The following is a 24,921-nucleotide window of genomic DNA, read 5'->3' as shown; positions in this document are numbered from 1 at the left end:
CACTCCCCCCTGAGGGCTTGTCACATGCCAGCGAAACACACCCCGCGAGCAGGGTGGTAGCCAGCGTGCGCCTAACGGCCACCGATGGGACGCGACGTCGCATTCTCGGGGCTCCCCTGGTTCCACGTCACGTGCCGCTGCAGCGTGCCGTAGTTGGTGTACTGGTGCCCCAGGCCCGTGCGCTCCAGCCGGCCGTTGGCCGCGTCCGGCGTGCCGGTGTTGATGTCCTGCTGGCCCGGATTGAAGTTGTAGCGGTCCTCCGCGTGGAGCGTCATGTCCATCTCGAAGCGGGGCTTCCCGCCCGGTGTCTCCGGCGGATACACCGTCACCGTCGCGCTGTTCCAGATGGAGTGGCCGCCAATCGCCTTCTGCCAGTTCTCCGTCTCCGGGTACGGGAACTGCTCGCTCGAGCCCACGCCAATCTGCGAACCGGTGATCTGGAACGTCACCGGCTTGCCGGCCAGCGACGGGTCCTGCGCGATCATCTGGTTGTACGCCGCCTCCGCCGCCTGCTGCGTGTCGCGCGTGGAGTTGGTGAGCACCGCCTGGCCAGCGGGGTCCGTGCTCACGAAGCGCTCGTAGTCGAAGTGCCGGTCCGCCCCGTTGCCGTGCAGGAAGTGGTCGTACGTGTCCAGGCCGTCCGGGATGTTGTTGTGCGGTACACCCGGGATGCCCTGGACGGCGCGCGCGGCGTTGAGCTTCAACTCCCACTCGGCGCGCGCCGCGTAGTCACCCAGGCCCGGGCTCTCCGTGGGGATGGGGGTGGGGTCGTTGGGGTCGTTGGGGTTCTGCAGGAAGCCGTTGTCGTGGTGGATGTCCGGACGCCGGGGAGGACCCACCTGGTAGTCCGCCACCGTGCCGCCGTTCGTCTGCACCGCCGTGCCAGCCGTTCCCACCGGCGTGGGCGTGGGCGTGGCCGTGGGCGCCGGCGCTCCCAGCGCGGGGCCCCCTCGGCGGGCGGCATGTCCGGACTCGAAGGTGTCGGACGGGCGCCGCGCGGCGACCGGGGCCGGCGGCGGAGGAGGCGGGCGGACCGCCGGGGTCTGCGTCTGCTGCACTCGTGCCGCGGTGACACCGCCAGGCGACTCGCCGATTCTGGACATGTTGGGTCTCCCCCTCGAACCACCGGAGACGGTGGACGTTTGATGGATTATCGACCCTTGCCGCCCGGAGTTGCGGTCTATCCGTACCTATATCCGCCCACGGCGTGAACCGTCAGGCCGCGTCCGGTAGCGGTCCACGGCGGCCAGGAGCACCTCCGTGCGCACCGGCTTGCCCAGGAGGCCCACCGTCCCGGGCGGGGCCGCCTGGAGGTCTGGGTCCGCGGTGAGCGCCAGCACAGGCAGCTTGGAGGTGAGGTCCAGGTTGCGCAGCCGGGTGAGGAAGCGCTGGTCCTCCGGGTTGCGCAGCAACAGGCTGAACAGCACCAGGGAGGGAATCCGGGGGAGGTGGGACAGCACGTCCAGGGCCTGCGTGGCCGTGGCGACGGACAACACGGTGTAGCCCTCCAGCACGAGGAGGGCCACCAGCGCCTCGCGCAGGTCGTCGTAGCTCTCGACCACCAGCACGGTCGAGGGTTTGTCGAGGACGTCCACCGTCAAACCATATACCGCCGCAGTCCCAGGGGGCACACCCTGGGACCCGGGACAGGGCCTTGTGCCTAGGCGCGGGCCTTGGGGCTCAGCTGGGGCTTGAGGATGACCTTGGTGTAGCCATCCTTGCGCGCGTCGAACTTCTGGTAGGCGTCCGGCGCGTCCTGCAGCGGCAGGCGGTGACTGACGATCATGCTCGGCCGGGCGCGGCCCGCGATGATGAGGTCGCGCAGGAAGTGGTTGTAGCGCTTCACCGGCGTCTGGCCGGTGCCCACGGTGATGCCCTTGTCGAACACCTTGGCCCACGGCAGTGGGTAGATGCCCTGCCTGGCGTTTTCGTCTGGAGCGCCCGGATCCGGAGCCATGTAGACGCCCACGACGCCAATGGAGCCCGTGGGGTTCACCAGCTCCACCAGCTGCTCCAGCACCTGGGTGGGCTTCTCCCGGCCACCGTGCGCGTCCGCGGTCTTGATGTCCCGCGACTGGTAGCCCACGGCGTCGATGCCGCACATCACGCCCATGGCCTTCTCCTCACCGGGGCGCAGCGCGCCCATGATGAGCGGGTTCTTGCGGCGCAGGTCCATGATCTGCTTCACCGGGTCGCCCTTCGTGAAGTCGATGGGGATGGCGCCCATCTCCTTCACCTTGGCCAGGCGCTCGGGGACGCTGTCCACGACGTAGACCTCCGAGGCGCCGCGCAGCAGCGCGCAGTACCCGGCGAGCAGGCCCACCGGGCCCGCGCCGAACACGGCCACCGTGGCGCCCGGTCGCACGTTCGCGAGCTCGGTGCCATGGTAGGCGGTCGGGAACACGTCCGACAGCAGCAGGAAGTCATCCTCCAGGTCGTCACCCGGCTGCCCGGGCAGCTTCAGGCAGTTGAAGTCCGCCCAGGGCACCCGGAGCAGCTCCGCCTGTCCACCCCGGTACGGGCCCATTCCCGCGTAGCCGTAGCCGGCGTGCGGTGCCTCTGGGTTGGCGACGAGGCAGGCCTCCGTGCGGCCCCGCACGCAGTCGAAGCAGGTACCGCAGGCGATGTTGAAGGGCAGCACCACGCGGTCTCCCTTCTTGATGCTCCTGACGCCCGCGCCCACCTGCTCCACGACGCCCATGTTTTCGTGGCCGAACACCTGCCCTGGCTTGGAGGCGGTGCGGCCCTCGTACATGTGCAGGTCGCTGCCACAGATGCCCGCGGAGGTGACGCGGATGATGCAGTCCGTAGGCGCCTCCACCTTGGGATCCTCGACCTCCTCCACCTTCACCTGGCTGTTCTGCTTGTAGACGACTGCGAGCATGAGCCTCTCCCGGTTTGCGCCGTCACGCGGCCCACCAAAAGTGGGATGCCGCACGTCCAAGGGAAGCGGCGCACGAGATGGCGAGCTCGGCCGCCCCGTGCAGGCGTGCAGGGCGGGCGCGGGAGCAAGGGCTGCGGCTGGCGCGCTTCCTGACGGGGAATGCGCGTGGCTTCAGTCGGAGACGAGGTCGTCGTCGCAGGGGGCCTCGTCGTCCTCCTGGTCCTTGCACCTGGGCACACGTCCCGGTCCAGGTCGCCGCCGCAGGTGGCCAGGGACTTCGCCGCCTTCCCCGCGGCCTTGTTGCACCCCACGCATCGCGCCATGCGCTGGATGTCATTGGGGTGGACGTAGACGCGCGTGGGGCTGGACGCGGTGGTGCCGCTGTTCTTGCGCTTCTTGGAATGGGTGTCCTTGATGATGAAGTCCCGGATGGGGCTGCCGGGCATGTTGAAGTCCGGAGACCGCGAGTCGCTCACCAGGTCCGCGAAGCTGTAGGTGGGCGTGGTGTTCCGCAGGGCCTGGATGGGAGGAACAGGGTCACCCTCACAGACGTGCGCGTACCGCTTCCAAGCGAAACCCGTTCCCGGATCCGAGGGGGCGCCACGCGGAAGGTGACTCCCGTGCCGTCGTGTTGCCGGGTGAGCGTGTCGCTGGTGTAGAGGACGACGTGGCCCAGCACCCCGGGGGCCGGTCGCTGGCGGTGAAGCCCTTGGACTTCGCGCCGCTGCGCCCCACGAAGCCCGTCCGGTCCGGCTCGCAAGGGGGGACATGGAAGCGCTGCAGCGGCTTCGAGCCGGAGAGGACGCCCAGCAGCGACTGGCGGGGGCGTGGTTGTGGTTCCCCGAGGAGATGAACGCGGCGGTGGGCTTCAGGGGGGCGCCGTCCGGGTGGGTACACACGGGGGCGCCCCGCTTCGTGACACCCAGCTGCTTCAGGATGCGCAGCACATCCCGGCCGCGGCCCAGCTCGCCTCCGTCGATAACGTGTCGACGCAATGCCCTCTAGTGCGCCAGCACCACCGGCGCCTCTGCCGGAGACACCAGCGACTGGCGCTCCCACGCGCGGCTGCGCCAGCGCATCCACATGGCCAGCCCGCGCGTCCACTCGTCCGCGGCCACCGCGAGCCACACGCCCGCGAGTCCCAGCTGCAGATGGAACACCAGGAAGTAGCCCAGCGGCAGGCTCATGCAGACCATGGAGATCATCGCCATGATGACCGGGAAGGTCGCGTCCCCCGCTGCGCGCAGCGCGTTCACCAGCACCAGGTTGAACGAGCGGCCCGTCTCCAACAGCAGGCTCAGCACCAGCACCTGCGAGGTGAGCCGCAGGATGTCCACGTCCTGCGTGAAGACGCGGATGAGCGGCTCACGCAGGAGGATGGCCGTCACGTCCACCGCCACCGTGATGCCGATGCTCCACTTGAGGCTCTTGAGCACCCGCGCGTACGCGTCCTGTGAGCGCTTCGCCCCCACCAGCCGGCCCACGAGGATGGACGTGCCCATGCCAATGGCCAGGCTGCACAGGAACACGTACTGGGACATCGCGTTGGCGTACTGCCGCGACGCCAGCGCCACCGGGCCCAGGTACGTCACGTAGTACAGGAACACCGTCTGGCACGCGTGGTACGTCATCTGCTCCACCGCGGACGGCACGCCCACGCGCAGGATCTTGCGCACGTACTCGCGCGTCAGCGCCACGAAGTGCGTGGGCTGCATCTTCACGTCCATCACCCGCCAGAGCATCCACCCGAAGACGCCCACCGCCACCGCGCGGCTGAAGACGGTGGACATGGCCGCGCCCGCCACGCCGTGCGCCCGGAAGCCGAAGTGCCCGAAGATGAGCACCCAGTTGCCCATCACGTGCACCACGTTCATGCCCATGGCCACGTACATGGACTGCCGCGTGAAGCCGTACGTGCGGATGAGGCTGGAGAAGACGTTGATGAGCGCCTGAAGGAAGAGGAATCCGCCCGCGATGTGCCAGTAGGTGCTCGCGTACGCGAGCGTCCCGGGCTCCAGGTTCATCCGCCCCAGGATGGCGTCCGCGGACAACAGCAGTCCGCCGCTCACCGTCAGGCCCAGGAGGAAGTTCATCGTGATGGCCTGCGCCGCGATGCGCGCCGCCTCCGCGTTGCGCTTCGCACCGAGGTATTGCGAAACGACGATGGACGCGCCGTGGCTCACCACCTCCATCACCAGGATGCAGATGAAGACGTATTGGTTGACCACTCCCACCGCGGACACCGCGGCGTCCGACACGCCGCTGAGCATCAGCGTGTCCGCCGTGCCCATCAGCATGAAGAGGAAGATTTCGAAGAAGATGGGCCAGGTGAGCCGGAACAGGCCCGGCTCTCGGGCGGGAGTCGTCTCGACTTCAGTGTGCATGGATGCGTCGCGTCAGGTGGACCCACTGTGCGCGCGCGATGTTTCGATTTCAACCAGAAGCCCCGCGCCGGCTGCCTGCCTGGCGCGGATGCTTGGCGCTGAAAAAGTGAGAGCGGGACCTACGAAGTTGTCAGCCGTGTCACGGCGTCCACCAGGTCGCGCAGGGAGAAGGGCTTCTTGAGGAAGCCGGCCCACTGCTGTTCCTCGGCCTTCGCCTTGGGCGGCTGGATGGCGCTCATGACGAGGATGGGGAAGGGGTGGCCACCGCGCTGCCGGATGGCGTCGATGGTCTCGTAGCCGTTCATCACCGGCATCATCACGTCGATGATGGCCAGGTCGGGTTTCTCCTCCTGGAGCCTGGCCAGGGCCTCGCGGCCGTTGCCGCAGATGACGACGCGCAGCTGCTCCTCCTCCAGGATGGCCTGGATGGCCTCGGCGATGTCCTGCTCATCGTCCACGACGAGCACGGTCTTCATGAGCGCCTCCGCCGGGAGGCGCCCGCCGGAGCCTTCTTCGCGGCCGGCTTCTTCTTCGCGCGCGGCTGACGGCCCTGCTTCTTGCGCGAGCCCAGGGGCGCCTTCACGTTGCCGGGGCGGGAAGACTCGCCGCCGGACATGCGCGCGTGTCCGGTGAGGATGCTCTCCGCGCTCTCGAAGGTGTCCGCGACCTGGATGCCCTCTTCGGAGATGGAGAACTCGCGGATGGCGCTGTCGTAGGCGCTCTCGCGCATCTTCATGATGGAGAGCAGCCGGTAGAGCTGCGAGCGCAGCTCCACGTAGCGCACCAGGATGACGTTCTCCACGGTGGACGCGGCCTCTGGTTGGGGCATCTCCACGCCGGGGCTGAACAGCGGCGTCTCATCCGAGTACAGCGTGGTGACGTCCATCATCCGCAGCTGGTGGGTGAGCGCGGAGAAGAAGCGGCCCATGCGGTCCGGGTACACCGCCGCGGAGCGGAAGCCGGACACGCCGTCGATGAAGAGGCGCAGGCGGTCCACCTTGCGCTCCTCGATGCGCTCCAGGAGCCGCTCCGCCAGCGAGTCCAGGTTGTGCTCCAGCGGCGGCTGCCATTGGATTTCAATGAGGCCCTCGTCCACGAACTTCTTGAGGTCTCCCATGCCGGTGCCCTCCGCCTTCTCGATGAGGCGGGGAGGCGTCTCGAAGAAGCCGAAGTAGACGCCCGGCTGGCCCTCGCGCGCGCCCTGGAGGAGGAAGTGCAACCCCAGCAGCGTCTTGCCCGTGCCGGGCGCGCCCAGCAGCAGCGTGGTGGAGCCGGACAGCACGCCGCCCCGGAGCGCTTCGTCCAGGCGGGGGATGCCAAAGGGCATGCGGATGCGGTCCTCGCGCCCCTCCGCCGCGGGGTGCGCGAACTGCACCTCCGTGCGCGGGTGGATGACCATGCCCTGGTTGCTGATCTCCACCTCGTGGCGGCCCAGCAGCGACGGCCCTCCGCGGAACTTGATGGCGATGAGCTCGCGCACCGCGCGGGGCCCGTGCAGCCACAGCGACAGCTCGAAGATGCCGTCCACCGCGGTGTTCTCCGGGTGGATCTCCCCTTCATGGTGCGGAGAGAGCAGCAGCGTGGTGCAGCCCAGGATGCTGCTGAAGGTCTGCAGGTCCTGGAGGAAGCGCTTGAAGGAGAGGTCCGAGCGGGCGAACTCCTTCGCCGCGTCCATCCCGTCGATGATGAGCAGCGTGGTGCCGTGGGACTGGGCGTTCTTGCGGAGCAGCTCCAGGAGGCCCTTGAGCCCGTCGCGCTCCAGGTCCCGGTAGCCGCTCAGGTACTGGAGCCGGTCCGGGATGATGCTGTCGTCGAAGAACGTCATCTGCGACAGGTTCTCCAGCATGCGCCCGTGCGACTCCGACAGGAGCGTCACGTAGAGCGCCTTGCCGCCGTTCTTCACGTGCTGGAAGGCGATCTGGTTGGCCAGCACCGTCTTGCCGGAGCCCGGGGGCCCGATGATGGCGTAGGAGGAGCCCTGGATGAGGCCGCCCTTGGTGATGAAGTCCAGCCGGGGCACGCCGGTGATGAGCCGCTTCGCCGGGCTCTTGCCCTCGGCGGACTTGTTGCTCCCGTCCGCGTCTTCGGTGTTCGCCACGAATCCTTCTCCTCTGGAGACGTCAGTACCGCTGGGTGCGATGCAAGGGGAGCCTCAGCTCGAAACACGCGCCCTGGCCCAGGGCGCTCTTCACGGTCAAGGTGCCGTCGTGCGCGGCGGCGATCTCCTGGGCCAGGAACAGCCCCAGCCCGAGCCCCTCGAAGCGGCCGCCGGCGGACACACGCTCGAAGCGGCGGAAGATGCGCGCGTGGTCCTCCGGCGCGATGCCCACGCCCTGGTCCTCCACGGCGAGCACCGCCTGGCCCTCGTGGATGGACAGGCGCGCCTTCGCGGGCCGGTCCTCGCCGAACTTGATGGCGTTGGACAACAGGTGGCCCACGGCCTGCTCCAGCATGCGCCTGTCGCCAAAGAGGAGCACGGGGGCGTCCGGCAGCTCCGCGTCCAGGGCCACGTTCGCGCTGCGGGCCGGAGCCTGGAAGCGCTCCACCTGCTCGCGCACCAGCTGGGTGAAGTCCACCGTGTCCACGAGCAGCGCCATGCCCTGCGTGGACAGGCGCGACACGTCCAGCAGGTTGTCCACCAGGTTCTGCAGCCGGGTGAGGTGGCGCACCGCGGGGGTGAGGCGCTTCTCCATGGGGCCGCCCGCGTTCGCGTCGCCCTCCACCATCTCCACCGCGCGCTCCAGGTTGAGGCGCAGCACGGTGAGGGGCGTCTTCAGCTCGTGCGCGGCGATGCTCAGGAAGCGGTCGCGTGCGCGCACGGCGTCCCGGGCGCGCCCCTGCAGGCGCAGGAGCGCTTCGATGTTGGCGAGCAGCTCGTCCTCCGCCAGCGGGCGCGTCCAGTACGCGTCCGCGCCCTGCGCGAGCCCCCGCACGCGGTCCTCGCGCTGCACGGACACGGACGACAGGTGGGCGATGAGCAGGTCGCCCGTGGCCTCGTCCGCGCGCAGGCGGCGGCAGACCTCATAGCCGTCGATGTCCGGCATGTGCACGTCCAGCAGCACCAGGTCGGGCCGCCCCTGGGCAAGCCTCAGCGCCTCGCGTCCTCCCGTGGCCTCGATCACCTGGTAGCCGCCCTGCTTCAACGTGAGGCTCAGCAGGTACAGCGTCGCAGGGTCGTCGTTGACGTTGAGGACCGTGGCGGCGGGCCGGGGGGCCGGGGCGTTCTTGGAGTCAGAGGCGTTCACAGGCAGTGCAGCGACTACAGTGGGGGCGCGGCCGTCCAATGGAACCACCGGCACTCAAAAATAATTGGCGGGAGTGTGGCAGGCGCGCCTCCGGGTGTTGCCCGCCGGACGGATCCGGCCCTGGAGCCGTCCGCCTGCCCCCAGGCGGACGCCGCCGGCGGTCGTTCAGGGCCCGTTGACCGGGGAGGGCCGTGCGTCGCGCGTGTCGGCGGGCAGGGCGTCCAGGCGGCGGAGCGCCGCGGTGTGCAGCACGGTGAGCTGACGCGCCAGGCGCTCCAACTGGGACTGGAGCAGCGGGGCCTCGGCGCCCAGCGCCGCGCCGGCCGCGTCCGGATGGGGAACGTTCCAGCCGATGAGCGCGTCGAAGGCGGGCAGGGGCTTGGGGCCGCGGCCGTGGTGCACGGAGTCCGCCAGGTCCTCCATGCTCGCGTCCATGGCGCGCGCGAAGCGTGACAGGGCCTCCTGGACCGCGGGCGTCGTGGGCACGGAGCGCCGCGACGCGAGCAGCGTGCAGACCGCGGCGAAGCGACGGGTGAAGGCGAGCAGCGTCATCAGCGGCTCCACGGTCTCCGTGCGCCAGCGCGGTTCGGTGAGCAGCCGCTGGAAGGACGTCTCCGCGTTGATGGTGGCCAGCCCCAGCTTCCGGCGCGCCTCCGCCAGCGCCGTCGGGTCCGGTGCCCCGCCCCGTTGCCACGAGCGGGCCAGCACGCCGAAGAACTCGCGGTCCGCGCGCAGCGCATCCGCCATCTGCGCCGGGAAGCGCTGGCCCTCCGAGCGCTGCCACAGGAAGAACGTGCCCGCGAGCGCCAGCCCGCCGCCGATGAGCGTGTTGATGATGCGCACCGGCGCCAGCGTCCAGTCCCCGCTGCCCATCTCCGCCAGCAGCACGAAGGTGAGCGTGGCGAAGATGGTGTAGAGCCCGTAGTTGAGCGGGATGAGGCTCACGCACAGGGCGGCCGTGCAGAACAACAGGCCCTGCATCGCGTGCGGGTTCTGGAGCCACGACGACACGGCGATGGCCAGCAGGCCGCCCACCACCGTCCCCAGCACCCGTTGCAGCGCCTTGAGGAAGGTGGGCCCGGTGTACGGCTGCATGATGGTGAGGACGGTGATGGTCACCCAGTAGCTGTGGTTCGGCCGGAACACGCTGGCCACGTACACCGCCGCCGTGGTGGTGATCCCCGCGCGCAGCGCGTGCCGCAGCACCTCCGAGTCCAGCGTGAGGTGCGCACGCACCGGATCCAGCAGGGACGCGTGGGACTCCTCGGCCAGCTCTCGCGCGGGGGGCGGGGCCTCGGGGAGCGGGCCCGCCAGCCGGCACGCGGTGTCCAGCGCCACGTCCGAGCGCTCGCGCAGCTCCGTGAGCAGCCGCGCGATGTCCGACAGCCGCGCGCGCTCCAGCCGCGTGATGAGGCCTCGCGCGTCCAGGTCCCCCACGACGTCGCGGAGGGCGCGCCCGTCCCACTCCGGCTGCGGCCTGCGGCTGCGGCCCTCCTGCTGCACCAGGTGCACCAGGTCCCTCGCCGTGTTCGCGCAGTCCAGGAGCGCCACGGCCACCGCCGCGCGCGGATCCCCCACCGGCCCGCTCACCGGCGGGCCCAGGCTCTCCAGCTGTTCGCCCAGGGCGACGAGCCCCATGAACATCGCGTCCGCGGCCTCCAGCAGCACCAGCAGCCGCTCGCCCCGGCCCCGCTCGACGCGGCCCTGGCGCGTGGCCGCGAGCGTGGTGCGCGCCAGCTCCAGTTGCTCGCGGATGCGCCCGTGCTGCTCCTGGATGAGCGCCTGCCACGCGTCTTCGCGCGCGCCCTGCACCGCGCGCGACAGCCCCTCCGCGTAGCCCGCCACCGCGTCGAAGCACGCCGCCACCGCCTTGCGCGCGGGCCGGTAGGGGCGGATGGGCCAGAGCACCAGCGACAGCAGCATGGCCCACGCGGAGCCCCCCAGCACCGCGACGCCGGACTCCAGCGCGGGCACGACGCCGGTCGCGGGCAGGGCCAGCGCGATGACGAACGTGGTGGCGCCGATGTTGCCGGTGATGTTCGCCGCGGCGCCGTACACGCCCGCGAAGCTGAACGCCGTCACCCACAGCAGGGTGGCGGGAATGGCCAGGGCCGGGTGCATCCCCGCCAGACCGCCCACCACCGCGGACACCGCCGCCGCCAGCGCCGTGCCGCCCATGGCGCGGAAGCGGGCATGGTAGGAGCCGCCCTTGTCTACGAAGGAGGTGTTGAAGCCTCCAATCGCGAGCCACAGGGTCCCGGGCAGGTGCAGCGCGGTGCCCACCAGGGTGGGGACGAAGAACGCGAGCGCGGCCCGGAGGCCCGCCTTCACCGCAGGCCGCACGGGCGCGAAGCGGGCCACGGCCTTCGCATGGTCCAGGAACTGACGGTGGAGCACGCCTCCCCCATAGAGCAACGCCCCCGGCCGGGCCACCGGAATCCGGGCCCGGTGCCGCGGGGGCGTCAGTCGAGCGCCGGACGCCCGCGCCGCGTCAGTGCGGGGCGGGGGCCGGCTCCGGCGCGGGCGCACCAGCCGTGGCCCTGACGCCCACCCCCAGGCCGTGGCGCCGGGCCGCGGTGTCCACGATGCGCTGGACGAGCGCCTCGTAGCTCAAGCCGCGCTCCTTCGCCCCCAGGGCCACTTCGCACTGGGTCTCCAGGTAGGGGTTGGGGTTCACCTCCAGGAGGTAGGGTTCGTTGGTGCGGCTGGACACGCGGAAGTCGATGCGGGCGTAGTCGCGCAGCTTGAGCGCGCGGAACGCCGTGACGGCCGCGCGCTCCATGCGTCCGCGCAGCTCGTCCGACAGGTCCGTGGGCAGGACCAGGCGTGGACTGCCCGGCGTCTCCGGGGCGAACTTCACCTCGCGGTTGGCGATCTTCATCCGCTTGCGGTTCCACCGGGAGCCGAAGTCCAGCTCCACCACCGGCAGCACCTCCGGGCTCGCCGCGTCGCCCACCACGCCCACGTACAGCTCGCGGCCCTCGATGAACTCCTCCGCCAGCGCGTCGTCGTCGTGCTCCTCGCGGATCCTCTTCACCCGCCTCGCGAGCCCCGCCATGTCCTTCTCCACGCCCAGGCCGATGGACGCGTCCGAGCGCGCGGGCTTCACCACCAGCGGGAAGGACAGGTCGCCGCTCGTCTGGAACGACCTGCCGTCGAAGGTGGCGAACCGGGGCGTGAGCACGCCGTGGAACTGGAGCAGCTGCTTGGTGAGCACCTTGTCCTGCGCGAGCAGCAGCCCCACCGTGCCGGCGCCCGTGAAGGGCACGCGCGCCAGCTCCAGCACCGCCGCGACGTTGACCTCCAGCCGGTAGTCCTCCGCGAACGTCTCACAGAGGTTGAAGACCAGGTCCGCGCGCGTGCTGGTGACCTGCCGCACCAGGTCGGAGACGCTCTCGTCCACGCGCACCTCCGAGGTTTCATGGCCGGCCGCGCGCAGCGCCGCGCCCACCTGCTTCACCACCGGATCCAGCTCATCATCCTTCGCCTGGTAATGGAGGATGGCGATGCGGAGGGCCTTCACGGGCATGTCCTCAGTCCTCGAAGAAGCGGTCGGTGTGCAGGTAGTTCATCGCCAGCACCGTGACGAGCGACGCGAGCTGCATCGCCGCCTCGCGGCTGTCATCCGGGTGCAGGGTGAGGTTCAGCGCGGCGGTGCGCTCCGCCAGGTGGTCCACGACCGCGCGCACGACGCCCCGGCTCACGCCCGCGTAGTGGCCCACGGTGGAGAGCAGCCGCTGGCGCTCGGCCTGCACCAGCGTGGCCGCGCTCACCGGCGCTTCACCCGGACCCCAGAAGATGTCCTCCAGCGCGTGGTCGAAGGCGTTTCGCAGCTCCACGTCCACCTTCTCGTCCAGCTCGCGCTGGCGGTAGTGGTCCTGGACGGTGCCCTCCATCTCCTCGGTGGTGAAGTCGGGCTCGGCCAGTTGCACGGGCGGCGTCGTGCGGCCCAGGCGCTTCGCGATGTCGTCCACGTAGTGGAGCTTCTTGAGCGCGCCCCAGCCCTGGTAGCGCTTCGCCCAGTCGCTGCCCGGCGTGAGCCACACCGCGAAGGTCTCCGCGAAGTCCTCGTCGGGGTGCTTCTGCGCGTACCAGCCGGAGATGTGGAAGACGTAGCGGCGCGAGAAGGGCCGGGGCTTGTAGTCGTCCCGGTAGGGCCGGCCGTAGTCGCCGAACACGCGGAGCCATTCGTCCGTGTCGTAGAGGCGGTAGGCGTAGTTGAACGCGTGGCCCGCCTCGTGGCGCAGGTACATCAGGATTTCGGCTTCCGTCTCCGCGCCGCCGCCCAGCTCCGCCTCGATGGACAGGAGGTCCGGATCCGCCAGGTAGAACGGCAGCCCGATGACGGGCACCCCTGACGGACAGCCCCACTCGTCGGACAGGTAGCACTGGGGCTTGAAGGAGATGCCCTTCGCCTCCAGCTCCGCGTGCAGCTGCGCGATGTAGCGCTCCAGGGGCGTGCCCCCCAGCCGCAGCGACAGGTCCTTGATGCGCGCCTGGAGCAGCGCCTCGCGCCGGGGCGACAGCCGGCCGCGCTCCGCGCCCTCGGAGGGGTGTTTCTCGCGCAGCACCCGGGGCTCGGCCTGGGGGGTTGGCATCATCCCCACCAAGGTGAGGCCGGGACCCGGCGAAGGACAGTCCGCCTGCCCTGATGAAGCAGCCAGCCGGCCGTGCGCCTTGCCGGGCGAAGGCCTGAAGCACGAAGGGGACCCGGGTGCGCGCCCCGGATCCCCTCCGCGTGTCACTCACTTCGCATGACTTCCGCGCGGCTCACTGGACGGTGAACACCAGGTCGTCGCGGTCGTTGTAGCTGTTGGAGACGCACGCGCTGGCCGGACTGCCGGTGCCGTAGCGGAACTGCGCGCGCACGGCCTGATCCGCGCCGGAGGGCAGGGTGTACGTGGCGGACAGCGTCTGGGAGCCCGCGGCCGTCGGCGTGAGGGTGGTGATCAGCGTCCACGTGGGCGTCGTCGCCGAGGCGTTGGCCGTGTAGTACAGGTCCAGCCGGTCCGAAGACGGGCTCGCGTAGGCCCAGACCGTGGCCTCCACCTTCACCTGCTTGCCCGCGGCGAAGTTGGAGCCATCCAGGGTGGACACCTTGACGGCCTCCACGGACTCGTCGCTCTTGTAGGTGCCCTCGCTGCCGTCGCCGCACGTGCCGCGCAGCGTGTTGGGGGTGTTCTTCTCCGGGCCCAGGTTGCCGCGGCCGTTGAAGAGGGTGCCGCTGTCGCAGGTGGCGGCCGCCGCGGTGCAACGCACCGTCTTGAGCGTGGCGTCGTAGGTGCCGGACGTGGACACGTTGGACACCGTCACCGTGCGCGCCGTCGTGGTGGCCGTGTTGCCCGAGCCGTCATACGCCTTGGCCGCCACCGTGTGGCTGCCGTTGGCCACCGTGCGGCTGTCCCACGCGTAGCTGTACGGCGAGGAGACGGACGTGCCCTTCACCGCGCCGTCCACCAGGAACTCCACCTTGCTGACGCCCACGTTGTCGCTGGCCGTCGCGGTGAGGCTGGTGGTGCCCGTCACTGTCGCGCCGCTCGCCGGGGCGGTGAGCGACACGGTGGGGGGCGTGGTGTCCGTGGGCAGGCCCGGGATGGTGCCCTTGCCCAGCTCCGCCAGGTACGCGGCGCCAATGCGCGCGAACTTCAGCGCGTTGGTGGCGTTGCCGTCCGTGCTGTTGGCCAGGGTGTCGTCGGCCGTGTGGATGTAGGGGTTGTCGTTGTTCATCTGCGCTTCGAACGGGATGGACGCCGGGTAGCCCTGCGCATTCCACGACGCGTGGTCCGAGCACCCGTAGCCGCACGTGATGTTGGTGCGCGAGTAGCCCGTGTACGTGTCGATGAGGTTGCCCAGGAACGCGTTCTGCGCCGCGTTGGTGTTGTCCGTGACGATGGTCAGGTCCCACGCGGAGCCGCGGTAGTTGGTCATGTCCAGCTGCAGCACGCCCACCACGTTGGTGCCCGCGGACTTGTGCGCCTGCGCGATGGCCTGCGAACCGTAGAGGCCCACCTCCTCCGCCGCGTACGCCATGAACTTCACCGTGCGCGCCGGCTTGTAGCCCTGGGCCATGGCCACGCGGAACACCTCCGACAGCGTGGCCACGCCGGAGGCGTCGTCATCCGCGCCCGGCGCCGTCGCCGTGGGGCGGCTGGAGGAGGCCACGGTGATGTTGATGGAGTCCAGGTGGCCGCCAATCACCACCACCTCGTCCGGGTAGACGCTGCCGGTGATGGTCGCGATGACGGACGGCTGCGTCCAGCCGGAGTGCGTGTACAGCTGCACGCTCACGTCGCCGCGCCCGCTGGCGTAGGACTCCCACGTGCTCTTCAGCCAGCTGGCCGCCTGCGTGCCGCCCGTGGAGTTGTTGTAGTAGCGGTTCGTGTAGCTGGCCAGCTGGGTGATGGTGCTACGGAGGCTGGCCTCCTGCAGGCCGGTGAAGAGCGAGTTGACCACCGGCGCGTTGTCCAGCGTGTAGCTCACCAGCGACTGCGTCGCCTGCGCGGGCTCCAGTGCCGCGAGCGCCGCCTCCTGCGTGTCGTGCGCCATGAAGCCCGCGCAGCGGTGATACTGGTCATGCATGATGGCGGAGACGTCGCCCAGCTGGGACTCGGTGAGCTTCATCACGCTCACCCCGTTCGCCTCGCGCACCAGCGTGGGCGCCGTCCCGCCCGCCGCGCGCAGCGACGAGCGCACCGTCGCCACCGTCTCCGACCCGAGGGTGATGAACACCTCCTTGTCACGCGGCTGCTCGGCGGAAGCGGTGGCGCAGCACAACGACACGACAAGGGGGGCCAAGCTCTTCAAACGCATGTTCCGCTCCGATTCCAGGCGAGGGGCGCACTGACGGGAGGCACGGCGGGGCACCCACGTCCCGGTCCGGACCCGGTGGCCAGACCTCGTGGGTCGGGGGCGCATCCTGGGGAATTCAAGATGAGGCCGTCAAGCTGGACAGTGACGCGAAACAGGATGAGACAGGTTTTTCCGCCAACAATGACGCACGCGGGCCACGCCTGGACGCGCCGCGGAAGGGCTCACGCGGGTGTCTCGGGCGGGGGGCGGAAGGGGAGGGGGAGGAGGGGCGGGCTGCCGTGTGGGGCGGGCGGCGTTCAGCTCTGCAGGTTCATGGTCAGCGAGCGGCCTGCGGCGAAGCGGGGCTCCGCCTGGAGCTTCTCCAGCACGCGCTCCGAGGCGATGAGGGTCACCTGGGGCAGGAGCCCCGGCTCGCTCATCCACTTCACCGCGCCCAACAGGTGATGGGCCTTGATGAACTCCAGGACAGCGTCGTGGAAGGCCTTGCCCTCGTCGCGCCACTCGCTGGCCAGCTCCGCCCGGCTGCGCGCTTCCGGGGCCGGCGAAGCCTTGGAGGCCTTGCCGGTGCGCCGCTTCGGGGGCTGCTCTTCGCGGGGCAGGACGATGATTTCGATGAACATCGAGGCACCCTCCTGAAGGCAAGAACAGCGAAGTGGCGTGGACTCTCGCACGAAGCTGCGTCGTCCTGCCGCCGCGCGCCCGCGCATTTGTGGAAGTTGCTGCCGCTTTCAGGACTTCCCGGGCGCCGACGCATTGACATGCGCGAATTGCCGCTCTGATGGTCGCCCGTCCGCTGTTTGTTGGACAGACCGCTCACAGCCCATTCACCGGAGGCACACCATGGAACTGCACCACGGCCGCATGTTCGACCACGTCCACCTCCAGGTCCGCGACCTGGAGGCGAGCAAGCGCTTCTACCGCGCGGTGCTGGAGGTGATGGGCATCCCGGTCTTCAACGAGAGCGAGCGGCACTTCGCCGCGGACGAGCTCTTCATCAGCAACGACCGCGAGCCCACGGCGCGCGTGCACCTGGCCTTCCAGGCGAAGGACCGGGACATGGTGCACCGCTTCCATCAGGCGGCGGTGGCCGCGGGAGGCCGCGACAACGGGGCCCCCGGGGAGCGCTCCTACCACCCAGGGTACTACGCGGCGTTCGTGTTGGATCCGGATGGCAACAACATCGAGATGGTCCACCACGGGCCCGCGAAGCGCTCGGCGCCGTCCGTCGTCTACACCTGGTAGGGGCCGCGCGGAGAAATGCACGGGGGCTCCCGGGATGACCCGGGAGCCCCCATGCCACTTCACGGACGTGTGACTAGCGCGCCGTCAGCGACCGGCCCCGCACCTGCTTCGCGGACGGAGCGGTGGGGGTCGAGGCCACGGCGGACACGACGCTGAACACCAGGTCGTCGCGGTCGTTGTACGAACCGGCCACGCACGCGCTCGTCGGCGTGCTGCTGAAGCGGAACTGCGCGCGCACGGCGTGGTTGCCGGGGGTGCTGCCGACGGTGACGGGGAAGGAGAACGTCTTCAGCCCCACCGCGGTGCAGGCATTGGCCGTGCTGATGGCGGTCCACGTGGGCGTGGTGGTGTTCGTCGTGTAGTACAGGTCCAGCTGATCGCTGGTGCCGTAGCACCACACCGTCACGTCCACCGTGAGCTGCTTGCCCGGGGTGATGGTGCCCTGGTCCACCGTCTTCAGCACGATGCGGTCGATGCTCTCATCCGAGTGGTAGGTGCCGCTGGCGCCGTCCGCGCAGGTGCCGCCCAGCGTGTTGGGCTGGTTGGGCTCCACGCCGCCGGACACCGTGCCGCGGCCATTCACCAGCGTGGGGCCGGTGTCGCAGCCGCACACGGAGCCGCAGGCCGGCGTGCGCAGGCTGGCGTTGTACGTGGCCACCGTGGGCGTGCAGACGTTGGTGGTGGTGAAGCTGAACGCGGAGCTGTACGCGCTCGCGCCGCAGCTGTCGGTGGCCCGCGCGCGCCAGTAGTAGGTGGTGAGGTTGGACAGGCCCGGCGTCACGTTCCACGCGCTGGAGGCGAGGCCCGTGGCGCTGCGCACCACGTTGGTGAACGCGCTGTCGGTGGCCACCTGCACGTCATACGCGGAGGCGCTCGTCACGTCGGACCAGTCCAGCGCCGGGGTCAGCGCGACGCCCGTGGCGCCGGTGGCCGGGGACGTCAGGGTGGGGGCCGCCAGCGTCACGCAGCCGCGCGTGGTGAAGCTGCGCGTCGCGCTCCAGGAACTGGTGCCACCGCACGAGTTGAGCGCCCGCACGCGCCAGTAGTAGGCGGTGTCCGCCGTCAGGCCCGGGGACACCGTCCAGGTGCTGGCGATGAGCGAGTTGGCGCTGCGCACCACGTTGGTGAACGCGCTGTCGGTGGCCACCTGCACCTCGTAGCCGGACACGCCCGTGATGTCCGCCCAGTCCAGGACCGCGAGCAGCTCCACGCCGGTGGCGCCGGAGGCGGGGGTGGACAGCGAGGGCACGGAGGGCGCCGCGCAGGTGGGCGTGGTGCAGGTGCACGCGGACGCCTGGCCGAAGCACGCGTTGCTGCTCGCGGGCACCACCGAGTAGCAGTACTGGCGGCCGTTGGCGACCTCCGCGTCCGTGTAGCTGGTGCCGGTGACGGTGGCCACGCGCGCCTTGCCGAAGTCACAGCCCGCGAAGCCCTCCGTCTTCATCACCCAGTACTGGTTGGCGCCCGCGGACGCCGTCCACGACAGGCTCACCTGGCTGTCGCCCGCGGTGGCCGTGGTGGTGGGGGCCGCCGTGGGGCCGGCCGCGCAACCTCCGTTGGTGGGCGCGGGCGTGGAGCAGGCGATGTTGTGGCGGTTGTAGGCGGCGTAGATGGCCGTCATGTGCGGCGTGCCGTCCGCCAGGTTGCCGTTGTCGTCGTCCGCGGCCAGCCACTGCATGTAGCCGTTCGTCGCGCCGCAGCCGTCGGACGTGCCGGCGGTGCAGTTGCAGGCGTGCCACGTGCCCACGTTGCCGGAGCCCTGGTAGAAGAGCTTGTTGCCCAGGATGAAGGCGTCGTTGGAGGTGAGGTTGAAGGGCGCGGCCGTCAGGTCGCGCGTCACCAGGTCCCACGCCGCCTGGCGCACCGGGGACGCGGCGCAGTGCACCTGCTTGCTGCACGGGCCGGAGCCGGACGAGCACATCTTGCAGGTGAAGTTCTGCGGGGTGGCCGGGATGTTCGGCGCGCTCGCCGCCCAGTCCGCGTCGCGCACGCCCGAGCAGCGCAGGTTGCACCAGGACTGGCCCGCCACCTGCGACTCCTGCTGGTTGTAGCCCGTGCCGTCCGGCGTGAGGCCGCAGCCCGTGTCCGTCGTCTGGAAGAAGCCGTAGCCCACGCAGGACGTCTGCAGGCGCAGGATGCCCGCGATGTCCGCGTAGCCCTCGCTGGAGTTGGACAGGGTGCCGTTGGCGTCGAAGTTGTCCATGCCGTGGCCCCACTCGTGGTCGAACACCGCCCCGATCTCACCCGTGTTCCGGCAGCCGCCACCGGACTTGTAGAAGTTCACGGTGCTGCCGTTCCAGAACGCGTTGCAGGTGTTGTTCAGGTTCACGTTGGCCGTGAGCTGGCCCTGCAGCCAGGTGTTGGAGGGCAGCCAGCCGCGGGCCACCTCCTTGATCTTGTTCAGCTCGTAGAAGCTGGAGCGCGCCGCCGGCGTGTTGCCCACGGACGAGCCCGCGGGCACCGTGCAGTCGTGGTCGTTGTTCGCGCCGCCCAGGTCCAGGCTGCCCGTGGCGGAGCTCTCGTTGATGGCGCCGCAGCTGTCGGCGATCTTCACGTACTTGCCGGACAGCGTCGTGTTGAGCGTGCCCGCGCTGTAGTTGTAGATGCCCGCGCCGTCGGTGAAGTTGTCGGGCGCCGCGAAGCCGGTGTTCGCCCACGGCATGGGCGTGTTGGACTGCATCGTGCCGCACGTCTCCTTCGACGTGCAGGTCCCGATGTTGGTGGACGGGTACACGCCGCCCTTCACCTGGGCGTCGAAGTAGTGGTTGTCGTCCTCCACGGCGAGCACCTCGCCGGAGTTCGCGTCCACCGTCACCTTCCAGCGCTCGTGCTCACCCGGGTTGGAGAAGCCGTAGCTCCACACCAGCGCGTGGCCATAGCCCTGGCCAAAGGCCGCGCCCGTGCGCGCGTAGGGGGTCAGCTCCAGCGTGGGCTGCTGCCACAGGCTGGTGGGTGACAGCGCCATGCCCAGGAACGCGCTGCCCGCGCTCAGGGCCTGCGCGGACGTGAAGCGGGGCTTCGTGTCGATGCCCACGTTGGACCACGCCTCCGTGCCCAGGAGGATGAGGTTGCCGTGGCTCAAGGTCGCCGCCAGCCGGCCGTGCCGCACCGGCACGCCGTTCACCACCTGCGGGATGTGCACCTGCCACAGCGTGTCCGTGACCTGCGTCACGCGCGGCGCGCCCAGCTGCAGCAGGTCCACGCCGATGGCGTCCTGGTGGTCCGCGATGAACTTGAAGACGAGCTCGCCCACCACGGCCTCGTCCACGCTCCCCACGGAGCGGCCCAACCCCTGGCGGACGGACTCCAGGGTGACGTTGTTGCGGTAGCCGTCACCCGGGATGAGGGGGAAGCTGCCCTGGATGCCCGTGGGCATGCCGGACAGCGGATCCAGGTACACCTGCACGTTGCCGCCGAAGCGGGCGACGAACCCCGCCCACTTGTCCGCGCCCGCGCGCGGCATCAGCGACCGCGCCCTCTCCAGGGGCACGTTCTGGATGGGCAGGTACAGCTCCGGCTTGAAGAAGGCCTTCTTCGCCACCGCGCTCTCTGCCGCGGGTTGCGAGGGCTGGAAGGCATACGTCGCGGATGACACCAGGAGGGCAAGACAACACAACGCGGACCGCAGGGGGCGCATGGACGTCTCCTCGGGTGATGCCGCCGGACGGGTCCGGCGGGCTCCGGGGCGGAGCGCCTCCTGCTTAGGCGATAGGCTTTTTAGGTGTGTATTGCGGTTATTCCTGATTAGGGCTGTATTTTGGAAAATCGAAGGGAATCAACGGCTTGCAGTGTTCAGTCGCCCTCGGGTCCCCGCGAAGTGTTTTGCCGTGCTCGGAGGAGTCCATCCGGACACCCTGCTCAGGGCTGGGGCCAGAGCCGGACGCGGTCGTCCTGGATGAGCTTGCCATGGAGGGCGTCGGTGGTGCCGCTGGCCATGAAGCGGCGGGGCGGCTCGCGCGTGGCGACGAGCGCGGCCTCCACCCAGACGAAGCACAGCAGCACCCCGGCGAGCACGGGCAGCCTCCGGGCCACGGCCGCGTGGCGTTCCCCCAGGACCTTGAGGGGCAGCACCAGCAGCGGCAGGAGCGCGGGGAAGATGACGAGCAGTCCGCGCGCGTAGCCGAAGAAGGCCAGCGTCACGAGCACCCGGTGCAGCACCCCCAGCGACAGCAGCCGGAAGGGCGCGTGCGCGGGCCTGAGCGACAGCAGCATCCCGGCGATGAGCAGCGCCGCGAGCGGCCACTTGAGCCACCCCGCGTCGGGGACGAACACGTCCACCGGGGCGCGCTCGCCGGTGAGGCCGCCGGGCACGTCCGACACGCCGAGGCCCAGGCGCAGGCCGTCCAGCCACAGGTCCAGCTTCGTCCCCAGGAGCCGGGCCGCGTCGCCGGGCGCGTCCACCATCCAGCGCAGCCCTTCCGCGTAGCCGTGCAGCAGGAGCCGCCGGTGCTCGGGGCGGGACGGGTCCAACTGGCCATTGCTGCCGCCCTGGTTGATCAACGCCGGGGTGAAGCCCCCGGTGGCGCCCGGGTGGTTCGCCATGGCGAAGTTGAGCGGCCCGTACACCGTGACGGGCACCCACTCCGGCAGGGGCTCCAGGTGCGGCGCCCGCGCGTTCAGTTCGCGCATCGTGTCCAGGTTGCGCAGCGCGGAGGGCACGAGCACCAGCAGTGACACGCCCACAGCCGCGCCCCAGCGCAGGGCCTGGGGCCTCCAGGGTCCGGCGCGCTCGCGCGCGGTCCACGCATACACAAGGAGGAACGGCCACAGCGCTAGGTGCTCCGCGCGGGTGAGGGTGCCCAGGCCCATCACCGCGCCCAATGACAACACCGCCGGCCATGACGGCGCCCCACCCGCCATGCGCAACACCAGCGCACAGGTCAAACACAGCCACAGCGCGGACAGGGTTTCATTGCTGTACGTGGTGGAGAGCACCAGCCACCCGAAGCTCGCGGCGTACAGGCCCGCCGCCACCAGGCTCCACGCCGTCCCCAACAGGCGCCGCCAGAAGCCCTGACAGAGGGCCACCGTGGCCGCGCCCACGCAGGCGAGCGCCAGCTTGTACGGCAGCGCGCTGCCCCTGGGCTCCCCCAGGACGCGGTACAGCAGCCCCAGCAGCGCCGGGAACAGGGGCGGGTGGTAGGGCAGGGCGGCGGGGCCCGCTCGGCCGCGGGCCAGGTCCACCGCGGCGGTGTGGAAGAACCGCGCGTCGCCCGCGAAGAAGACGGAGAAGGGCCAGTCCCGGTCCGGCGCCGCCGCCAGGTACAGCCCGCGCAACAGCAGGCTGGCCGCGAACGTGGCCGCCATGCTCCAGGCCACCGGGTGCCGCCGGATGGCGTCTGGCAGGGAAAGCGGGGCCATGGGCTCCTCCCGGGAAGAAAGGCGCCGCACTCTACATTGGCCCGCGCGCACCGGCCCGGGGCTGGGATATGGACGGGGTGCGTCAAAACGGGAGGACGTGCATGAGCCGGGTGCTGGACGAGCTGTTGGGGCTCCTGAAGCTGGAGCCCATCGAGGAGAACCTGTTCCGTGGCGCCAGCCAGGACCTGGGCTTCCGGCAGCTCTTCGGAGGGCAGGTGCTGGGGCAGTCCGTGTCCGCCGCCAGCCAGACGGTGGAGGCGCCGCGCGCGGTGCACTCGCTGCACGGCTACTTCCTGCGCCCCGGGGACGCGAGCCTGCCCGTCGTCTACACCGTGGACCGCGTGCGCGACGGCGGCAGCTTCACCACCCGCCGCGTGGTGGCCATCCAGAAGGGGCAGCCCATCTTCACGCTGATGGCGTCCTTCCAGGGGGAGGAGCCGGGCTTCACGCACCAGGCCACCATGCCGGACGTGCCGCCGCCGGAGTCGCTGCCCACGGACCTGGAGCTGTTGGGGCGCCACGCGGGCCGGATGTCGGAGCGGCACCGGGAGAAGTTCCTCTCCGCCAAGCCCATTGAGATGCGCCCCGTCACGTACGTGGACCCCTTCGAGCCCGCCGCCGAGCCGCCCGTGAAGCACGTCTGGTTCCGCGCCGACGGCGCCATGCCGGACGAGCCCCAGGTGCACCGCTACGTGCTCGCGTACGCCAGCGACTTCAACCTGCTGGGCACCGCGCTCCAGCCGCACGCGCTGACGTTCCTCAAGCCGGGCTTCCAGATGGCCAGCCTGGATCACGCGCTGTGGTTCCACGGCGACCTGAAGGTCAACGACTGGCTGCTCTACACCATTGAGAGCCCCTGGGCCGGCAACGCCCGGGGCCTGGCGCGCGGGCACGTCTTCACCCGCGACGGACGGCTCGTCGCCTCCGTGGCCCAGGAGGGCCTCCTGCGCCAGCGCGCGGACGCGCGCTGACGGGACGCGCCGTCAGAACGAAACGCCCGGCTCCGCCCGGGGCCGGGGGCCTCCCAGGTCGATGATGCCGCCGCGGTCGTCCGGGTCCGAGCCGGTGGTTTCCTTGAAGAACATGCTCACCACCACCAGCGACCCGATGACCGCCGCGCCGATGCTCCCCGTGAGGATGAGCGTCTTGCCCAGGCTGAACTCGCGCAGCTGGGCGTGGTCCACCTCCGACAGGGGCACCACGACCGCGGGCGCCGAGGTGTTGGAGGTGGAGCCCTCCAGCGGCACGCCCCGGAAGCGCTCGCCGTCCACGCCCACCGCGATGAAGCGCTGGTACTCGGCTTCCGCCTGGGCGGAGACGCGCGCCAGCGCCAGCGGTGTGTCGGAGGAGAACTGGTGCGGCTGGCCCTCCACGTCCCACACCGTGCGTTTGCGCTCGGTGGGGCGGTTGAGCATCACGTCGCCCATCTCCCGCATCAGGGCCGCGTTGTCGTCCCGGAAGCCATCCAGCCGCGCCAGCTCCGGCTTGGGGATGGCATAGGTGGTGGTGCAGGACGCCAGCAGGGACAGCGCGGTCAACGCGGCGCACAGACGCATGGGGGACGGCTCCTCCGTGACAGCAACGGACGGAAAGCCTAGCCCGGGGCGTGCCCCGGCGACTACCGGGGCACGCACACCGCGTCTCTCACTTCAGCTTGTAGTTGGCGTCCAGCACGTCCGCCAGCGTCCGGCCCATCACCCAGCCGTCGTGGTAGACGACGCCCACCGGCGCGACGGTGTCATTCCGGTACAGGCCAATCTTCAGGTAGTTGCGCATCCCGGAGAACTGCGTCGCGATGTTGCGCTTGGGCAGCACCAGGTTGCCGTCGTAGTACAGCTCCACGAAGCCCACGCTCGCGTTGGGGGACCACTTCACGTGGAAGATGAAGTCGTGCCACGTGTTGCGCACGAGCGGCGTCCTCCAGACGATGGTGCCCGGCGACCCGCCGATGTTGAGCCGCATCTCCTCGCCGTAGACGTAGAACTCCACCGGCGGAGAGCCGCAGCAGCCGTCATGGTGCCACTGGGTGAAGAGCTGCCACGTCTTCACGCTGGGGAAGTCCGGCGCGAAGCGGGTGCTCCAGCGGTACCAGTACTCGGAGCCCGCCGCCTCCTTCGTCATCTTGACGAGCTCGTTGCGGTTGCCACTGGCGTTGATGGGGTCATCGCCCTGCCGCACAGTGGCCTTGAGGGCGTAGCCGCCCTCGCGCACCGGCGACGAGACGACCTGGAGCCGGTCCGCGGACACCATCTCCGTGCCGTCCCACTGGCCGCGGCTGCCGGACTCGAAGTCGCCCCGCCACACGATGCCGCCCGGGGTGGGGGAGGTCGTCGTGCCGGCGCAGGGGCGCGCCTCAGCGACGCTGGCCCAGTCATTGAGGGTGTTGCCCTGCACCGTGAGGCGCACCCGGCGCGTGTTCACCGGCGTGAAGGTGTAGGTCTCCGCGGCGGTGGTGCTGCCCTTGCTCTTGCCGCTGTACACCTGCGTGTAGGTAATGCCGTCCGGCGACACGGAGATGGTGAAGGTGTTCACCCGCGTGTTGCCCTCGTGCCAGGCCACCGACATCGCGCCCACGCTCTTCGTGGCGCCCAGGTCGTAGTCAATCCACTGGCCCTTGCCCAGGCTGCTCCAGCGGGTGGTGAGCTGATCATCCAGCGTGTTCGTCGCGATACTGCCCGTGCCGTCGTCGCCGCTGGCCTTCACGCTGGCGGGGGTGAGCTGCGTGCAGTTGGAGGTGGTGAGGTCCTCGCCGGACGTCTCGAGCGACGGCTGGCGATCATCGACCGGAAGGGAACCATCCGGAGCGCCGCAACCGACAGCGCCAAGGACGCACAACGTTTCAACCAGGAGGAGTGTTTTCATCAAGGGGGTGGCCCAGGGGGAAAGGACAGGCAGTGAAATGCCATGCTCCAACGACAGGAGACAGGAACATGGCCGGGGGATGTCTGGCTTTACGGCGGGGCAATCCCCTCTCGTGCTCCCGGACCTGTTCGAC

At 70.2% G+C, this 24,921-nt stretch carries 19 protein-coding genes; 3 read left to right on the top strand and 16 right to left on the bottom strand.

Annotated features, from left to right (window positions below; translation table 11 throughout):
- Positions 1-71: 71 nt before the first annotated feature.
- The 3 genes from KYK13_RS25130 to KYK13_RS25120 all read right to left on the bottom strand — a co-directional run bounded on the left by KYK13_RS25130 (position 72) and on the right by KYK13_RS25120 (position 2,884).
- Entirely contained in the window at positions 72-1,103 is a 1,032-nt protein-coding gene (locus KYK13_RS25130; RefSeq protein WP_223634298.1) for a hypothetical protein, read from the bottom strand.
- An 87-nt stretch (positions 1,104-1,190) separates the two neighbouring features.
- On the bottom strand, positions 1,191-1,595 hold the full coding sequence (locus tag KYK13_RS25125; RefSeq protein ID WP_223634296.1) for a two-component system response regulator: 405 nt from the start codon (positions 1,593-1,595) through the stop codon (positions 1,191-1,193).
- Between the two features lie 65 nt (positions 1,596-1,660).
- A complete protein-coding gene (locus tag KYK13_RS25120; protein WP_223634294.1) occupies positions 1,661-2,884 on the bottom strand; it encodes a glutathione-independent formaldehyde dehydrogenase in 1,224 nt (407 codons plus the stop codon).
- Positions 2,885-3,241: 357 nt separating this feature from the next.
- Between KYK13_RS25120 and KYK13_RS25115 the strand changes: the two genes are divergently transcribed.
- On the top strand, positions 3,242-3,379 hold the full coding sequence (locus KYK13_RS25115) for a hypothetical protein (RefSeq protein ID WP_223634293.1): 138 nt from the start codon (positions 3,242-3,244) through the stop codon (positions 3,377-3,379).
- Between the two features lie 506 nt (positions 3,380-3,885).
- On the opposite strand, the gene KYK13_RS25110 is transcribed toward KYK13_RS25115, so the two are convergent.
- From KYK13_RS25110 to KYK13_RS25070, 9 genes are all read right to left on the bottom strand, one after another.
- Positions 3,886-5,268, bottom strand: a complete 1,383-nt coding sequence (locus KYK13_RS25110) for an MATE family efflux transporter (protein WP_223634291.1) — start codon at positions 5,266-5,268, stop codon at positions 3,886-3,888.
- A gap of 119 nt (positions 5,269-5,387) precedes the next feature.
- A complete protein-coding gene (locus KYK13_RS25105) occupies positions 5,388-5,744 on the bottom strand; it encodes a response regulator (protein WP_223634289.1) in 357 nt (118 codons plus the stop codon).
- Positions 5,741-7,366 (bottom strand): ATPase domain-containing protein, encoded by a 1,626-nt coding sequence (locus tag KYK13_RS25100; RefSeq protein WP_223634287.1) that lies wholly within the window; start codon positions 7,364-7,366, stop codon positions 5,741-5,743. The genes KYK13_RS25105 and KYK13_RS25100 overlap by 4 nt, the downstream gene beginning before the upstream one ends.
- 22 nt (positions 7,367-7,388) lie before the next feature.
- Entirely contained in the window at positions 7,389-8,513 is a 1,125-nt protein-coding gene (locus KYK13_RS25095) for a hybrid sensor histidine kinase/response regulator (protein WP_223634285.1), read from the bottom strand.
- Positions 8,514-8,678: 165 nt separating this feature from the next.
- The gene (locus tag KYK13_RS25090) at positions 8,679-10,910 is read right to left on the bottom strand and encodes an FUSC family protein (protein ID WP_223634282.1); all 2,232 of its coding nucleotides are present in this window, start codon (positions 10,908-10,910) and stop codon (positions 8,679-8,681) included.
- A gap of 94 nt (positions 10,911-11,004) precedes the next feature.
- The gene (locus KYK13_RS25085; protein ID WP_223634279.1) at positions 11,005-12,042 is read right to left on the bottom strand and encodes an ATP-grasp domain-containing protein; all 1,038 of its coding nucleotides are present in this window, start codon (positions 12,040-12,042) and stop codon (positions 11,005-11,007) included.
- Positions 12,043-12,046: 4 nt separating this feature from the next.
- On the bottom strand, positions 12,047-13,114 hold the full coding sequence (locus KYK13_RS25080; RefSeq protein WP_223634276.1) for a putative zinc-binding metallopeptidase: 1,068 nt from the start codon (positions 13,112-13,114) through the stop codon (positions 12,047-12,049).
- A gap of 169 nt (positions 13,115-13,283) precedes the next feature.
- Positions 13,284-15,323 (bottom strand): M20/M25/M40 family metallo-hydrolase, encoded by a 2,040-nt coding sequence (locus KYK13_RS25075; RefSeq protein ID WP_223634273.1) that lies wholly within the window; start codon positions 15,321-15,323, stop codon positions 13,284-13,286.
- Positions 15,324-15,619: 296 nt separating this feature from the next.
- Complete coding sequence (locus KYK13_RS25070; protein WP_223634269.1) at positions 15,620-15,943, bottom strand: hypothetical protein; 324 nt, start codon at positions 15,941-15,943, stop codon at positions 15,620-15,622.
- 220 nt (positions 15,944-16,163) lie between these two features.
- On the opposite strand from KYK13_RS25070, the gene KYK13_RS25065 reads away from it, so the two are divergent.
- Entirely contained in the window at positions 16,164-16,565 is a 402-nt protein-coding gene (locus KYK13_RS25065; protein WP_223634266.1) for a VOC family protein, read from the top strand.
- A 73-nt stretch (positions 16,566-16,638) separates the two neighbouring features.
- On the opposite strand, the gene KYK13_RS25060 is transcribed toward KYK13_RS25065, so the two are convergent.
- Together KYK13_RS25060 and KYK13_RS25055 are read right to left on the bottom strand one after the other, a co-directional pair.
- Entirely contained in the window at positions 16,639-20,202 is a 3,564-nt protein-coding gene (locus KYK13_RS25060) for an endopeptidase (protein ID WP_223634264.1), read from the bottom strand.
- A gap of 221 nt (positions 20,203-20,423) precedes the next feature.
- Positions 20,424-21,926 carry a glycosyltransferase family 39 protein gene (locus KYK13_RS25055; RefSeq protein WP_223634262.1) on the bottom strand — a complete coding sequence of 501 codons (1,503 nt, stop codon included), beginning with the start codon at positions 21,924-21,926 and terminating at the stop codon, positions 20,424-20,426.
- 101 nt (positions 21,927-22,027) lie between these two features.
- Here KYK13_RS25055 and tesB point away from each other — a divergent pair, with 101 nt between their 5' ends.
- The gene (gene tesB, locus KYK13_RS25050) at positions 22,028-22,897 is read left to right on the top strand and encodes an acyl-CoA thioesterase II (protein WP_223634260.1); all 870 of its coding nucleotides are present in this window, start codon (positions 22,028-22,030) and stop codon (positions 22,895-22,897) included.
- A gap of 12 nt (positions 22,898-22,909) precedes the next feature.
- Here tesB and KYK13_RS25045 read toward each other — a convergent pair whose 3' ends face one another.
- Together KYK13_RS25045 and KYK13_RS25040 are read right to left on the bottom strand one after the other, a co-directional pair.
- Complete coding sequence (locus KYK13_RS25045) at positions 22,910-23,482, bottom strand: hypothetical protein (protein ID WP_223634258.1); 573 nt, start codon at positions 23,480-23,482, stop codon at positions 22,910-22,912.
- 88 nt (positions 23,483-23,570) lie between these two features.
- Positions 23,571-24,791 carry a heparin lyase I family protein gene (locus KYK13_RS25040; RefSeq protein ID WP_223634256.1) on the bottom strand — a complete coding sequence of 407 codons (1,221 nt, stop codon included), beginning with the start codon at positions 24,789-24,791 and terminating at the stop codon, positions 23,571-23,573.
- Between the last annotated feature and the right edge of the window lie 130 nt (positions 24,792-24,921).

This window comes from Corallococcus sp. EGB, assembly GCF_019968905.1.
Lineage (GTDB): Bacteria > Myxococcota > Myxococcia > Myxococcales > Myxococcaceae > Corallococcus.
Note: the sequence above shows the minus strand (reverse complement) of the source record. Positions and strands in the feature narration are given on the sequence as shown.